Origin of the sequence: Chitinophaga sp. CCNWYY40 (genome assembly GCF_037483205.1) — a bacterium.
Classification (GTDB): Bacteria; Bacteroidota; Bacteroidia; order Chitinophagales; family Chitinophagaceae; genus Chitinophaga; species Chitinophaga ginsengisegetis.
Map to the genome: position 1 here is coordinate 191,641 of NZ_JBBHLF010000008.1, position 14,570 is coordinate 206,210.

The window sequence follows — 14,570 nt, forward strand, 5'->3', positions numbered from 1 at the left end:
ATTCATACCGTAATATGAAACTATCACAGTTCAAATTCGATCTTCCTTTAAATCTGATCGCCCAGCACCCTACCAAGACAAGAGATGAATCACGTTTAATGGTGGTACATCGCAATACCGGAAAAATTGAGCACAAAGTATTCAAAGACATCCTCGGTTATTTCAACGATAAGGATGTAATGATTGTGAACAATACAAAGGTGTTTCCTGCAAGGTTATATGGCCGTAAAGAAAAAACAGGAGCAAAAATTGAAGTATTCCTGCTGCGTGAGCTGAACAAGCAAAACCGCTTATGGGATGTAATTGTTGACCCGGCGCGTAAAATCCGTGTAGGCAACAAATTGTATTTTGGCGACGACGAGACGCTGGTAGCAGAGGTAATTGATAATACTACTTCAAGAGGCCGTACCATCCGTTTCTTATTCGAAGGTAATGACGAAGAATTCAAACAGGTGCTTGATCAGCTGGGAGAAACGCCGTTGCCTAAGTATATCAAACGTAAACCGGAAGATGAAGACAAAGAGCGTTATCAGACCGTGTATGCCAAGTACGAAGGCGCTGTAGCTGCCCCTACTGCAGGTTTGCACTTCAGCCGTGAGTTGATCAAACGTTTGGAAATTAAAGGTGTTAAGTTTGCAGAAGTAACGCTGCACACAGGTTTAGGTACTTTCCGCCCTATTGAAGTGGAAGACCTGAGCAAACACAAAATGGATGCGGAGTATTTTCACATTGAAGAACACGCCGTGAAAGTGGTAAACAAAGCAAAAGAAGAGAACCGCAAGATCTGCGCTATTGGTACTACCTCTGTACGTGCCGTAGAATCTTCCGTAACTGCGCAAAACCACCTGAAAGCAGCTGAAGGATGGACTAACACGTTCATTCATCCGCCGTATGATTTTGCTATTCCAAATGCGTTGGTAACAAACTTCCACCTGCCAAAAACCAGCCTGCTCATCATGACCTGCGCTTTTGCAGGATATGATCTGATCATGGAGGCTTATCAGCAGGCGATTAAAGAGAAATACCGTTTCTTCAGCTATGGCGATGCCATGCTGATCGTTTAATTACAAAGCATTTTTCGGGGATTTTCTTATTCAGCCAGCTGGATAAGAAAATCCCCGATCTTTTTATATGGAATATAAAAAAGTTGCTATCATAGTTGCCGGCGGGTCCGGTACCCGGATGCAGAGTGCTGTTCCCAAACAGTTCCTGGAGCTATCCGGTAAGCCTGTATTGTACCACACCATCGCCGCTTTCGCGGCTGCTTTTCCTGACATGGAAATTGTGCTGGTGCTTCCTGAAGCCCATTTTACTTTCGCCAACCACATTCTGCAGGCTTTTGACAAACTGCCGGACATCACCATCATAAAAGGAGGGAATACCCGCTTTCATTCTGTACAGAATGGCTTGCAGCAGGTAAAACACCCGGCTGTGGTATTTGTACACGACGGGGTGCGTCCGCTGGTATCAACTACGTTGATCCGTGCCTGTTATGAAGTCGCCATTATTCACGGCAGTGCTATCCCGGTGATTGATATGAAAGATAGTATCCGGGAGATATCAGGCGGTAACAATGCTGCTGTGGACCGTGATCGTTTCCGGATTATCCAGACGCCGCAAACTTTTCTTTCGGAATTGATCCTGCCTGCCTTTGAACTGCCCTACGATCCGCTGTTTACGGATGAAGCCACTGTTGTGGAACGGCTGGGGCATCCTGTGCATCTGCTGCCGGGAGAAGAATCCAATATTAAAATTACCAAACCACTGGACCTTGTTATTGCGGAGGTGTTGCTGCGGGAGCGGGGATAACCATCTACCGGAGGCCGCTGTCAGTACAGAAAGGATTCGTTTCATAAATGGTTTGTAATATGAAAACGGACCGACAGCGGCTTTCGTTATACGTAATAATTATTTAGCGGAGGCTGTTTCAGACAGACCCTTATTTATTTTTGCCAGGATCTGATGGGCTACATCCATTGCCTGCAGACCATCGATAGCGTTTACGGCTACCGGTTTGTTTTGCAGGATGCTGTCGCGGAACATTTCCAGTTCCATGCGGATTGCATTGGATTGTTTTATTTCCGGGTTATCGATGGCAATGGTTTTTCTACCGCTGTTGGTTTCAATATCCAGGGTGAATAAGCCTTCGTCTTCCGGTGTTTTGAGTTTAATGATCTCTGTTTTTTTATCGAGGAAATCGATACCGATATAAGCATCTTTCTGGAAGAGGCGCATTTTGCGCATCTTTTTCAGGGAAATCCGGCTGGAAGTGAGATTAGCTACACAACCATTATGGAACTCGATGCGTACGTTGGCAATATCCGGTGTGTCGCTCATCACAGCCACCCCGCTGGCGGAGATGCGGCTCACGGTAGATTTTACGATGCTCAGCACGATATCGATATCATGGATCATAAGATCGAGGATCACGCTTACGTCTGTACCGCGGGGATTGAATTCTGCCAGGCGGTGTACTTCAATGAACATGGGTTTGAGATCATATCCCCTGAGTGCGAGATAAGCAGGATTGAATCTTTCCACATGGCCTACCTGGAATTTAATATTTGCTTCTTCCACCAGTTTAACCAGTGTTTTGGCTTCATCCATTGTATTGGTCATGGGTTTTTCCACGAATATGTGTTTGCCGTTGCGGATGGCCAGTTCACATAATTTGAAGTGGAGGGTGGTGGGCGCCACAATATCAATGGCGTCTACCGACAGTATCAGTTCTTCCGCGGTGGTATACCGTTGAATATTATATTGCTCGGAGATGCTGGCTGCATTTGCATTGTTGGGATCATAGAAGCCTACCACTTCTACGTCTTTCATAGTGGCCAGTTGAGAGAGGTGTATCTTACCTAAATGTCCTACGCCGAAGAGTCCTATTTTGAGCATATGGAAAATGAATAAATATGTGCGAAAGTAAAACACATTTCGGGATTTATATCATCCCTTCTTCCGCAAGGCTGTAATAGCCGGTTTCGGACACAATGATATGGTCCATCACCTGGATATCGAAGAGCATTCCCATATCTTTTATCCTGGTGGTAATCCGGAGATCGGCCTGGCTGGGGCGGAGGCTGCCGGAGGGATGGTTATGGCAGAGTAATAACTTGGTGGCGCCTGTATCCAGTGCTTCCCGGAAAATAATGCGGGGATCTACCACGGTGCTGGTGATGCCGCCGGTGCTGAGATGGCGGTAATGCAGTACCTTGTTGGCATGGCTGAGAAACAGGACATGGAATGTTTCAAAGGGCTGATCTGCAAGCATGGGCTTGAAAAACATGGCGGCATCTGATCCGTTGTTGATCACTGTTTTTTTATGAATGGTACCGGCTTGCCGCCTGCGGGCCAGCTCCATAGCGGCCAGTATGGTAACAGCTTTGGCATAACCCACGCCACGGAGTTTTTGCAGTTTTTTTACGTTTATTTTTCCCAGTTCGGAAAGATTATTATTGGCCAGGCGCAGAATTTCTTTTGCCAGTTCGAGGGCAGATTTGCTTTTATGCCCTGTATGCAGCAGGATTGCCAGCAGCTCAGCATCGCTTAAGGCTGTAGCGCCGATATTGATCAGTTTTTCTCTGGGCTTTTCATTATCAGGCCACTTATGAATAGCCAGGTGGGGAGCCGGGTTAACATCAACAAACATGACTTATTGCATTTGTTCAAATATACGAACCTATCATGACACCCTTCTTCTTCCTTCACATTTTTCTTTTCCTTTTTCCAGCGGATCATTATAAAATCGTTATATTCGATACCAATCGTTATGGGAATTTTCGGGACCTATTATCTTTTAAAACGTTATGATAATGTGATAATTATAGTTGCTTTTTAACAGCTATGTAATATGTATTTGAAAAAAAATCAGGCGGGTACTCCCAAAAAATCCTAGTTTTGCAACCTCTTTTCCACTAGTATCTAGTATGCAACCTTCAGTAAAAATTTTCACAGGCAACAGTAATCCGGCATTGGCCGAGAAAATTGCCAAGAAATATGGCAAGGGTCTTAATGGCGGTCTTGGCAAAGTAAAGATTCAGAAATTCAGCGATGGGGAAATCCAGCCTGTATTCCTGGAGAGTATCCGGGGTGATTATGTTTTCCTGATCCAGGGAACCAGCGCACCTTCAGATAACCTGCTGGAGCTGCTGTTGATGATTGATGCCGCAAAGCGGGCTTCCGCCGGCTATATTACCGCCGTAATTCCTTATTTCGGATATGCCCGCCAGGACAGAAAAGACAAGCCCCGTGTGGCTATTGGATCAAAACTGGTGGCTAATCTGCTGACTTCTGCAGGGGCTAACAGGGTGATAACCATGGACTTGCATGCACCGCAAATCCAGGGATTCTTTGATATCCCGGTAGACCACCTGGATAGTTCAGCTATTTTTATTCCATATATAGAGAATTTAAAGCTGGAAAATCTTACCTTTGCGTCCCCTGACGTAGGTAGTACCAATAGGGTACGTGAAGTAGCGTCCTACTTTAATGCTGAGATGGTTATTTGCGACAAACATCGTAAACGTGCCAATGAAATAGCATCCATGGTAGTGATAGGAGATGTGACCAACAGGGATATCGTGCTCATTGATGATATCTGCGATACCGCAGGAACACTTTCCAAAGCCGCTAACCTGTTAATGGAGAAAGGCGCCAGAAGTGTACGTGCATTTTGTACCCATCCCGTTTTCAGTGGAAATGCGTACGAAAATATCGAGAAATCAGTACTGCAGGAGATAGTGGTATGCGATACCATTCCTATCAAACCACAGGGAGCCGGTTCCAAAATCAAGGTGATATCAGTTGCAGAGCTTTTTGCGGTAGCCATCCGTAATATGCACGAAAACAAATCTATCACCAGCCTGTTTATTCACAGCCACCGCCGGGGAGATTGATAACAACGTATTTTAATCATCAATATAAATTGTCTAAACAATGAACACAATAACCATCGAAGGACAACTCAGGAGCGAATTCGGCAAAAAAGCCACCCGCCAGATCCGTTCTGAGGAACAAGTGCCTTGCGTTATTTACGGGGGTGCAGAAACTGTTAATTTTTCAGCTCCTGCCAAAGCATTCAAAACACTGGTTTACACTGCAGCTTTCCAGATTGCAGAAATTAAACTGGGTGCTAAAACTTACAGATGCGTATTGAAAGATATGCAGTTTGATGTAGTTACTGATGCACTCGCTCACATCGATTTCATGGAACTGGTAGAAGACAAACAGGTTGCTGTTACCATTCCTATTAAACTGGTTGGTTCTTCTGTTGGTGTTAAAGCCGGTGGTAAACTGGTTAGCAAACTGAAAGCGCTGAAAGTGAAAGCTTTACCTAAGCACCTGGTAGAAAATATCGAAGTTAACATCGATAACCTGGAACTGAACGCAAACATCCGTGTAGAAGACGTGAAAATTGAAGGTGTTGAAATCACCAACTCTCCGCGTATTCCTATCGCTTCTGTGGTAATGACCCGTCAGCTGCGTCAGGAAGAAGCAACTGCTGAAAAAGATGCTAAAAAGAAATAATCTTTTAGATATATTTTTCCAAAAAGCCTCTCTACTTTTAGAGGGGCTTTTTAATTTTGGAAATCTCCAGGTACGTAAACGACCCGTATGAAATACTTAATAGCAGGATTAGGCAATATCGGCGAGGAATACCGGCACACCCGTCATAATATAGGGTTTGATGTGGTGGATGATTTTGTTGCCAGGCATAAAGCCACTTTCAGGAACGACCGCCTCGCTGATGTGGCGGAATGTAAATGGAAAGGGAAAACATTTATTGTTATTAAGCCTACTACTTACATGAACCTGAGCGGTAAGGCTATCAAATACTGGCTGGATAAGGAAAAGATTCCCGTGGAAAACCTGCTGGTGATCCTCGACGACCTGGCCCTTCCGCTGGATGTGCTCCGCTTACGCCCCGGAGGCAGTGATGCCGGGCATAACGGGCTGAAAAGTATCCAGGAATCACTGGGCACCAATCAGTATCCGCGTTTGCGCTTCGGGGTAGGCAATAATTATCCCAAAGGCCGCCAGGTGGAGTTTGTACTCAGTAAATGGAAAAATACAGAAGAACGGACCGTAGAGGAGAAAATATGGAAATGTTCGGATATCATTGAAAGTTTTGCCAGTATAGGTATTGCCCGTACTATGAACGACAGTAATAAACTGACCTTCCCGTCTGTGAAATAAATTTGTTCATCTGATTCCTATCTGCTTTTTTTATACCTTAAAACAAACGCATTATGAAAATTATTTGCGTAGGCAGGAATTATGCCGACCATGCCAAAGAGCTGAAGAATGAGGTGCCTACAGAACCGGTGTTATTTATGAAACCAAAGAATGCGTTGCTGCAGAATGGCCACCCGTTCTATTACCCGGAATTTACCACCAACCTGCACTACGAATGCGAGCTGGTACTCAGAGTAAGCAAAAACGGTAAACATATCCAGGAAAAATTTGCAGATAAATACTACGATCATATCTCCGTAGGGATCGATTTTACTGCCCGGGATCTGCAGGATAAGCAAAAGGCGAAAGGGTTACCCTGGGAAATAGCCAAAGCTTTCGATAACTCCGCAGTAGTGGGTAATTTCATACCTATTACCCCTGAAATGGATAAAAAAGACATCAATTTCTGCCTGTATAAAAACAAGGCGCTGGCGCAATCGGGTAATACGCAGGATCTTTTGTTTTCCTTTGATTTCCTGGTGGCTTATATTTCCCGCTTCTTTACCCTGAACATCGGGGACCTCATTTTTACCGGCACCCCGGCCGGCGTAGGACCCACAGAAATAGGAGACGACTTCGAGGCATTTATTGAAAATGACAGCCTGCTGGAGTTTTCTGTTAAATAAGAAGAAATTACAGGACGGTGGTTTTGCCGGGATAAGACAAAACCACCGTTTTATGGAATATTTGCATAAATCGTGTCCAGGATCCGCGTTAACTCGGCATAATCCGTTTCTGTCAACGTTTTCCAGCCAATTTTACGCATATCATATACCAGCGACTTCACATCTTTATATTTTTCCACTCCTTCAGGGGTCAGCTGTAAATACACTTTCCTCCGGTCGTACACATCGGCTTCCCTTTTTACCAGCCCCTTTTTTACCAACAGTTCAATAATGCGGGAAATGGTGGTAATATCCTTCGAGGTATTACGGGCCAGTTCGTTATGGGTAGTTTTTTTGTGTTTGTACAGGTTCTCAATCAGTAGCCACTGGTCCACTGTAATGTCCTTCTGTTGGGCATCGAACGTTTTTTGCCAATAGTTGCGCAATTTTTTGAGCGTAGCATCCAACTTAAAAAAAGAGGGATTACTGACGAAAGTATCAGCCATATTAATTAATTTGCATTAGCAACTGTTGCTATGGCAACTATTGTTTTTAAATTACCATCATCACCAAAACAGTCTTATTGTGTTTAAAGATAGCACAAGCGTTTCAACTTTAAAAACGCCTGCCTCCAATACGGGTGGTAACGCCGGCGAACTGGCTGAATTATTAACAGCCTGGCGATTGATGTGTGAAGCCGGCAGTATGGCCGCCACCTATGAGGCTAACAGACCAATCTGTAAATATGTTCACTCTACTTCCCGTGGACATGAAGCCATACAAATAGCCACCGGACTGCAATTGCGGCCGTGGGACTTTGTAAGTCCTTATTACCGTGATGAGAGCATGCTGCTCGCCATCGGCTTTACGCCTTATGAATTAATGCTCCAACTGCTGGCGAAAGCAGCCGACCCTTTTTCTGCCGGAAGATCTTATTACAGTCACCCTAACAGCAACACGGCCGATAAGCCGCAGATTCCCCACCAGAGCAGTGCCACCGGTATGCAGGTAATCCCCACCACGGGCGTGGCGCAGGGACTGCAATACCTGGAACAAATCCATTCTCCCCTGCTGAAAACCGGCCCGGATGGAGAACTGCCGGTAGTGATCTGTTCCCTCGGAGATGGCAGCGTTACAGAAGGAGAGGTGAGCGAGGCCCTGCAATTTGCCGTGCTGAAACAGTTGCCGGTAATTTACCTGGTGCAGGATAACGACTGGGGCATTTCAGCCACGGCAGCAGAAGTAAGAACAATGGATGCGTATGAATATGCCGCCGGTTTCAAAGGACTGGAACGCATGCGGGTAGACGGCAGCGACTTTACCGCCAGCTACGCTGCTATGGAAACCGCTATCAGCTATGTAAGGCATGAACGCCGGCCCATACTGGTACAGGCTAATGTACCCCTGCTGGGACATCATACCTCCGGTGTGCGGAAAGAATGGTACCGCTCTGCGGAAGACCTGGAAAAGCACGCTGCCAATGATCCTGTTCCAAAAATGAGAGCGTTGTTATTGAAACACGGCGTAACTCCGGAACGACTTGATGAGATTGAAAAGACCGCTGCCAGCGATATACAGGCAGCTTTTGATAAAGCGGTGCAGGCACCGGAGCCATCACCGGAAACTGTGCAGGAACACGTATTTGCGCCTGCCGCAGTAACAGCAGAAAGCGGCACCCGCACACCAGCCGGGAAGGCCAAAGTAGTAATGGTAGATGCCGCCCTCCACGCCGTGGAAGAAATCATGCAGCAGTATCCGGAAGCTATTTTATTCGGACAGGATGTGGGCGTAAGACTGGGAGGCGTTTTCCGCGAAGCGGCCACCTTGGGCGAAAAATTCGGACCACACCGCGTATATAACACCGCGATACAGGAAGCGTATATTATAGGCGCCACAGCAGGGCTATCTGCCGTAGGCGTAAAACCCATTGTGGAAGTACAGTTTGCCGATTATATCTACCCGGGATTCAACCAGCTGGTAACAGAAATATCAAAATCATGTTACCTGAGCAATGGCAAGTTCCCCGTACAAACGCTCATCCGCGTGCCTGTGGGCGCCTATGGTGGCGGCGGGCCTTATCATTCCGGCAGCGTGGAATCCACGCTGTTAAGCATTAAAGGGATCAAAGTAGTGTACCCCTCCAATGCCGCCGATATGAAAGGACTGATGAAAGCCGCCTTCCTGGACCCCAACCCGGTTGTAATGCTGGAGCATAAAGGATTGTACTGGAGCAAAGTGCCCGGCACGCTGGACGCCATGACCATTGAGCCCGCAGCAGATTATGTACTACCGCTGGGAAAAGGAAATATCATACAACGCGCACATCCAAAAGATACTGCCCAGGGAAATGCGCTTTGCATTATTACTTACGGAATGGGTGTATACTGGGCCAAAGCGGCTGCCAAAGCCTATCCGGGGCAGGTAACCATTGTGGATCTGCGTACCCTTTTTCCAATGGATGAAGAACTGGTATTTGACATGGTGAAGCAACACGGGAAATGCCTGATCCTGACAGAAGAACAACTCAATAACTCTTTTATACAGGCACTGGCCGGACGCATTCAGCAAACCTGTTTCCGGTTTCTCGATGCACCGGTATTTACAGTGGGCGCGCTGGATCTGCCGGCCGTACCGCTTAATACCGGCCTGGAAGCAGCGATGTTACCGACGCCTGCAAAAGTAGCCGCAGCTATCAGCGACTTACTGGCTTACTGACTATCATTCTACAAAATAGAAAACGGCCATCTCAGTTAAGAGACGGCCGTTTTAGGTTTTCCGCATCCGGGTTAAAGCCGTTTACTACTTCGCACCCAAATCAGTTTATCAGTAACCGGGGTTTTGAACCAGGTTAGGATTAATACTTGTTTGTTTGAAAGGAATAGGGAACAGCTTGTACTTATCAGCCGATGGCTGATGATCCCACCAGGTGCTTGTGGTAAATTTGCCAAAGCGGATCAGATCCGAACGGCGTTTGCCCTCAAAGATGAACTCACGGCCTCTTTCAGCGAGGAGTTCATTCATGGTGAGGCTGGTGGTTGTATAAGCTTCAGCAGCCCAGTCAGCCGCCTTAAATGCGCGTTTCTTGCAGGTGTTGATAAGATCAACAGCATCTTGTGTAGCGATGCCGTTATTTTTTCTCATCAATGCTTCTGCCTTGTTGAAATAAATTTCTGTCAAACGGTATAACACAAAGTCATTGCCCCAGTAATTAGGATCGGCCTGTGTGCCGGGTACATATTTTGCAAAACGTGCCCCGCTGTTCTCTTCACCTTCCGTCATACTACCGGCGCCGCTTTCACCTTCAGAATTCCTGCGGATCTCTTTCACAAATACAAGTGGTTTGCCGTTGTATTCTTCTGTGCCGAGTACCAAACTGTCGCCAACGCTGGTGCGTAGCGCCGGATCTTTTTTCTGTGGTCCGATCAGCATCCAGTTTTGTTTGCGGAGGTCATTGTCTTTATACGCATCATAAGCAGTAGGAATAACAACGATACTGTTGTTTCCATCTACATCAGCGTTATAGATCTGGCGTTGACGGTAGTGCCAGAAATCACCCTGCCATCCAAAGCGGGAGTTACCGGCTCTCAGGTCATAGGCGAGCTGGAACAGGTCTTCCGGAGAGGTGTTATTATTGTTGGCAAAGGCGCGGAAAATATCCGGTTCCAGTGCAGGCACTGCGCCGCTCAGGGAACCGCCGTTGCCGGCAATGATCTTATTGCAATAGTTGATACAGTCATCCCAGCGCGGGGTGCCAGTCCATTCCTGTGCGTTGAGATACAGTTCTACCAGCATAGCGTAGCCAGCTGCCTTAGTAGCGCGGCCCACCATATCAGCAGATAATGGTTTCAGGAGTTCCACATTTTCTTTCAGTTCTTTTTCAACGAACTCAAATACTTCCTTGCGGCTTTTGGTAGCCGGGGACGCCGGCGCACCTACTTCCGTTACGATGGGAATGTTACCATACAGGTCCATCAGTTTCAGATAATGCCAGGCACGCACCACTTTTGTTTCTGCAAGAAATGAGGCTTTGTCTTCATTGGTCATACCAATTTTGGTGAAGTCCATAGCCGCCAGATCTTTCAACGTATTGTTACAGAAGCCCATTCCCCAGTACATCAGTCGCCACGGGTTCCAGGCATTGTCTTCATTAGCAATCCAGGTGTGGTTATGCAGGCGGATCCAGTTACCGCCATCGTAGCCGTGCTTGCCTTTCTGTGGCCATGCCAGCTGATCGGCGGAGAGTTCCTGCAGGCGCCAGTAGCCGGTTTGACCGGTAGGTGCCGCCCATGCACCGGCATGGGTAAATGGCCGCAGTACGGCAGACAGGACTTCTTCTTTATTATGATAAAAATTATCAGAAATAATTTCGCTGTATGGTTTTTCATCGAGCTTGGTGCAGGCGCTCAATCCGAGAGCCAGCAGGGCTGCGCTGATATATACTTTACTTTTTTTCATACGTTACAATTTTGCTGCTTTTAAAATCCAAGGTTCAATCCGATAGTATAGGAGCGGGTGCGTGGGTAAAATCCTCTTCCATCTATACCAGAATCCAGCGCGGTATCCTGCAGTTCAGGATCAAGGCCGCTGTATTTGGTAATGGTGGCGATGTTACGGCCGCTGGCATATACGCGCAGGCTGCGGATATATTTGGTTTTCAATTGGAAATTATAACCGAGGGTGATGTTATCCAGTTTCACGAAATCACCTTTTTCCAGGTAGTAATCAGAGAACTGCGGATCATCATTCAGCTTATCATTTTTACCGATAGCAGATGATAACATGTTATTCGGTTTCCATTTTTTGTTACCGAAGTACATATCCTGCAGGTTGAGGATATCGAAACCGAATTTGCCACGGAAGAAGATACTCAGGTCAAAGTTTTTATAACGGAAAGTATTGTTCCAGGAAGCCATGTACTTGGGAATACCATTTCCGATCACTGTTTTATCGTCCGGATTGATTTCAGAGGTAGTGGCCTTGCTGCCGTCCTTTTTATAGAACAGCCATTTGCCATCGTCGGTAAGACCGGCATAGCGATAACCATAGAAGGTACCCAGCGGACCACCTTCTACTACGCGGATGGCCTGGCCAAGATTACCCGGAGAAGGGAGATCTCCATAAAACTGTTCCGTGGCTTTATAAATATCGTTGGAGAATGACACCATTTTATTCCGCTGGGAATTGAAGGCGACGTCACTGTGCCAGGAGAAGTCTTTGGTTTTTACAGGTACGGTGTTGATCACTACTTCCACCCCGTTGTTGGAGATTTCACCTACGTTGGTAAAGATATTATCCAGGATGTTGGAAGGCAGCTGTGCGGTGTAATTGAACAACAGGTCTTTTGTTCTGCGGCTGTATACATCTACGGAACCGCCGATCCTGTTTTGCAGCAGGGAGAAGTCAACACCTACGTTGAATTCCTTCTTCTTTTCCCATCTCAAATCCGGATTCGGATTTTTGTTAGGTCCGTAAGTCTGGATCCATTTACCATACTGGAGATAAGCGCCACCTGTTCCTAATGTAATCAGCGACTGGTAGTTAGGAATGCCCTGGTTACCGGTAACGCCGTAGCCGGCGCGGAGTTTCAGGTTATTGATTACGGTGATGTCCTGCATGAAGGCTTCTTTTGAAATTACCCATCCTGCAGATACAGCGGGGAAGTTACCCCATTTGTAGTTGGCACCGAAGCGGGAAGAACCTTCATGACGCAGGATAGCCTGCAACATGTATTTCTGTTTGTAGTTATAATTCAACCTGCCGAAAAATGCAATGAGGGTGTTGTCTACCTTGTTGCTGCTTTGTGAAGGGCGGGGCAGTTTTGGATCATTTAATGCGTTGCCTGCAGAAATGTTCCAGTCTTCAAACGCATCGGTGAGGAAGCCGTTGTTATCCATTGCATACTTTTCCAGGGTGCTGTACTGATAGCTGTAGCCACCGAGTACATTGAAAGTATGGTCTGAATTGACTGTTTTTGTATAGTCGACGGTAGCTTCAAAAGTCTTATCCATAGCGGCATAATTGGCTTTATACGCATAACCGCCACCCTGGAAGTCCTGGATGGAAGAGCGGGAAGCCTTGCTTTTATACTGGCGGTCGGTGTATTCATCGCGGACAATAGCGCCGAAAGCAGAGAATTTCAAATCACGTATAGGCTCCAGCGTTATACGTGCATCTCCTGAGTAGGTTTTCTGATCCCTTTCATATAATTCCTGCTGTAAACGGGCCAGTGGATTATAGTTATTGAAACCGTTTGTTTCAACATATTTACCATCGGGCCCAAAGATGGGAGCTGTAGGATTCCGTTGTACTGCCTGCTCGAAATCGGCGCCTGCGCTACCGGCTTTGTCATCGCCACCACCGCTGTTTCCACCGTTTAAGTTGGCTTTGTTAAAATTACCTGCCAGGTTGAACTGCATGGTGAGCATACCCTGTAAACCGGTCTGGTTTACATTCACTCTTCCACCATATTGTTTACGGCCGTTTTCAATGGCAATACCGTTGGCATCGTTGTAATAAAGGGATGCACGGTAGTTGCTGTTCGCAGTACCGCCAGAGGCCGCGAAGTTGTGGTAATGACTAAGATTGTTTTTGTCGAGCAGGAGATCGTACATGTCTACATCAGCACCCTGGTTGTTAGTGGCGCCGGCTACTTTTACATATTCTGCTGCGCTCAGTATGCTGGGTCTTTTGGCTATTGCTTCGCGTTGCAGGTAGGTAGAGTAAGTGTATTGCGGATCGCCTGCTTTACCTTTTTTGGTGGTGATGAGGATCACCCCGTTGTTACCACGGGTACCATAAATAGCCGCTGCGGAACCGTCTTTCAATACATCGAAAGTGGCGATATCGTCTTGTTGCAGGAGGTCGAGGTTACCTCCGGGAATACCATCCACAACGATCAGCGGATTCATATCGCCGGATATGGAACTGATCCCCCTGATTTGTATAGAGGCGCCGCTGTTAGGGTTATTACCCTGGGTTCTGGTAACAGATAAGCCGGCTACTTTACCCTGGATCAAATCCATAGGAGAGCGCGAACCTCCCTGGTTAAAGTTTTCCGCTTTTACGGTGGCTACTGAAGTGGTTACCTCATTTCTTTTTTGTGTACCGTAACCCACTACCACAATGTCTTGCAGCGATTTTACTGAAGCTGCCAGTTTTATGTTCATGGCGGTAGCTGATGCTGGTACCTCCTGCGGCAGGTAGCCAACAAAAGTAAATATCAGCACGGCGTTTTCCGGTGCCTGCAGGGTAAAGGTTCCATCGGCTTTGGTGATAGTTCCGGTGCTGGTTCCTTTTATCTGAACAGATACGCCGGGAACAGCGGTGTTGTCATTGGCATCCGTTACTTTTCCGGATACGGTTTTGCCCTGTGAAAAGGCAAACAGCGAGAAGAGCATCAGTACCATACTGGCAAAGCAGGTCCGTGCCCAAAACGTGGATCGTTTGTGCATATACGTTAATTGAAGTTGGTTAATAAAGAAAAGCCGGATCGGCTTATTGAAAAAACGATTTAGCAATAAGCCAGCAGGCTAATTTTTAAAATTTTTCAGATACTGGTTTAGTCATTTAAATAGTGAAAAAAATCTCCTGAATGAAGATGCTGCCTGGTTTCCGGTCAGGCAGACAATGGTTCCCATTATATTCGCATAAGCAAAATGTACGATTCTTTACAGTACTGTTTTAGTCAGTAGTATATCGATTTAGCAAACAATAAAAAATAACAAGTTAGTT

Annotated in this window: 12 protein-coding genes; 7 read left to right on the forward strand and 5 right to left on the reverse strand. The window is 46.5% G+C overall.

The features are described 5' to 3' along the window. Nucleotides 1-14: 14 nt before the first annotated feature. Both queA and V7S65_RS28580 read left to right on the forward strand, forming a co-directional pair. Nucleotides 15-1,064: a tRNA preQ1(34) S-adenosylmethionine ribosyltransferase-isomerase QueA gene (queA, locus tag V7S65_RS28575; RefSeq protein ID WP_079470851.1), complete on the forward strand. Its 1,050-nt coding sequence runs from the start codon at nt 15-17 to the stop codon at nt 1,062-1,064. 67 nt (nt 1,065-1,131) lie between these two features. Then, a complete protein-coding gene (locus tag V7S65_RS28580; protein WP_336389148.1) occupies nt 1,132-1,809 on the forward strand; it encodes a 2-C-methyl-D-erythritol 4-phosphate cytidylyltransferase in 678 nt (225 codons plus the stop codon). A gap of 99 nt (nt 1,810-1,908) precedes the next feature. Here V7S65_RS28580 and V7S65_RS28585 read toward each other — a convergent pair whose 3' ends face one another. Both V7S65_RS28585 and radC read right to left on the reverse strand, forming a co-directional pair. Further along, a complete protein-coding gene (locus V7S65_RS28585; protein ID WP_079471006.1) occupies nt 1,909-2,895 on the reverse strand; it encodes a Gfo/Idh/MocA family protein in 987 nt (328 codons plus the stop codon). A gap of 46 nt (nt 2,896-2,941) precedes the next feature. Next, a complete protein-coding gene (gene radC, locus V7S65_RS28590; RefSeq protein ID WP_079470849.1) occupies nt 2,942-3,649 on the reverse strand; it encodes a RadC family protein in 708 nt (235 codons plus the stop codon). Between the two features lie 277 nt (nt 3,650-3,926). On the opposite strand from radC, the gene V7S65_RS28595 reads away from it, so the two are divergent. From V7S65_RS28595 to V7S65_RS28610, 4 genes are all read left to right on the forward strand, one after another. After that, entirely contained in the window at nt 3,927-4,895 is a 969-nt protein-coding gene (locus V7S65_RS28595; protein WP_079470848.1) for a ribose-phosphate pyrophosphokinase, read from the forward strand. 40 nt (nt 4,896-4,935) lie between these two features. Further along, entirely contained in the window at nt 4,936-5,526 is a 591-nt protein-coding gene (locus V7S65_RS28600) for a 50S ribosomal protein L25 (protein WP_079470847.1), read from the forward strand. A gap of 87 nt (nt 5,527-5,613) precedes the next feature. Continuing rightward, nucleotides 5,614-6,195, forward strand: coding sequence for an aminoacyl-tRNA hydrolase (gene pth, locus V7S65_RS28605; RefSeq protein WP_079470846.1), 582 nt, complete (start codon nt 5,614-5,616; stop codon nt 6,193-6,195). A gap of 53 nt (nt 6,196-6,248) precedes the next feature. Next, nucleotides 6,249-6,860: a fumarylacetoacetate hydrolase family protein gene (locus V7S65_RS28610; RefSeq protein ID WP_079470845.1), complete on the forward strand. Its 612-nt coding sequence runs from the start codon at nt 6,249-6,251 to the stop codon at nt 6,858-6,860. Between the two features lie 50 nt (nt 6,861-6,910). Here the strand turns inward: V7S65_RS28610 and V7S65_RS28615 are convergent, their stop codons facing one another. Then, nucleotides 6,911-7,345, reverse strand: a complete 435-nt coding sequence (locus V7S65_RS28615; protein WP_079470844.1) for a MarR family winged helix-turn-helix transcriptional regulator — start codon at nt 7,343-7,345, stop codon at nt 6,911-6,913. A 79-nt stretch (nt 7,346-7,424) separates the two neighbouring features. Between V7S65_RS28615 and V7S65_RS28620 the strand changes: the two genes are divergently transcribed. Further along, complete coding sequence (locus V7S65_RS28620) at nt 7,425-9,554, forward strand: alpha-ketoacid dehydrogenase subunit alpha/beta (protein WP_336389147.1); 2,130 nt, start codon at nt 7,425-7,427, stop codon at nt 9,552-9,554. Between the two features lie 108 nt (nt 9,555-9,662). On the opposite strand, the gene V7S65_RS28625 is transcribed toward V7S65_RS28620, so the two are convergent. Beyond that, nucleotides 9,663-11,294, reverse strand: a complete 1,632-nt coding sequence (locus tag V7S65_RS28625) for a RagB/SusD family nutrient uptake outer membrane protein (protein ID WP_111577918.1) — start codon at nt 11,292-11,294, stop codon at nt 9,663-9,665. 20 nt (nt 11,295-11,314) lie between these two features. Next, nucleotides 11,315-14,290, reverse strand: coding sequence for a SusC/RagA family TonB-linked outer membrane protein (locus V7S65_RS28630; protein WP_111577917.1), 2,976 nt, complete (start codon nt 14,288-14,290; stop codon nt 11,315-11,317). Nucleotides 14,291-14,570: the final 280 nt, after the last annotated feature.

Bases quoted from the DNA above. Each gene is read 5' to 3' on its own strand.
- queA (WP_079470851.1), top strand. From the start codon at position 15: ATGAAACTATCACAGTTCAAATTCGATCTTCCTTTAAATCTGATCGCC.
- V7S65_RS28580 (WP_336389148.1), top strand. From the start codon at position 1,132: ATGGAATATAAAAAAGTTGCTATCATAGTTGCCGGCGGGTCCGGTACC.
- V7S65_RS28585 (WP_079471006.1), bottom strand. From the start codon at position 2,895: ATGCTCAAAATAGGACTCTTCGGCGTAGGACATTTAGGTAAGATACAC.
- radC (WP_079470849.1), bottom strand. From the start codon at position 3,649: ATGTTTGTTGATGTTAACCCGGCTCCCCACCTGGCTATTCATAAGTGG.
- V7S65_RS28595 (WP_079470848.1), top strand. From the start codon at position 3,927: ATGCAACCTTCAGTAAAAATTTTCACAGGCAACAGTAATCCGGCATTG.
- V7S65_RS28600 (WP_079470847.1), top strand. From the start codon at position 4,936: ATGAACACAATAACCATCGAAGGACAACTCAGGAGCGAATTCGGCAAA.
- pth (WP_079470846.1), top strand. From the start codon at position 5,614: ATGAAATACTTAATAGCAGGATTAGGCAATATCGGCGAGGAATACCGG.
- V7S65_RS28610 (WP_079470845.1), top strand. From the start codon at position 6,249: ATGAAAATTATTTGCGTAGGCAGGAATTATGCCGACCATGCCAAAGAG.
- V7S65_RS28615 (WP_079470844.1), bottom strand. From the start codon at position 7,345: ATGGCTGATACTTTCGTCAGTAATCCCTCTTTTTTTAAGTTGGATGCT.
- V7S65_RS28625 (WP_111577918.1), bottom strand. From the start codon at position 11,294: ATGAAAAAAAGTAAAGTATATATCAGCGCAGCCCTGCTGGCTCTCGGA.
- V7S65_RS28630 (WP_111577917.1), bottom strand. From the start codon at position 14,290: ATGCACAAACGATCCACGTTTTGGGCACGGACCTGCTTTGCCAGTATG.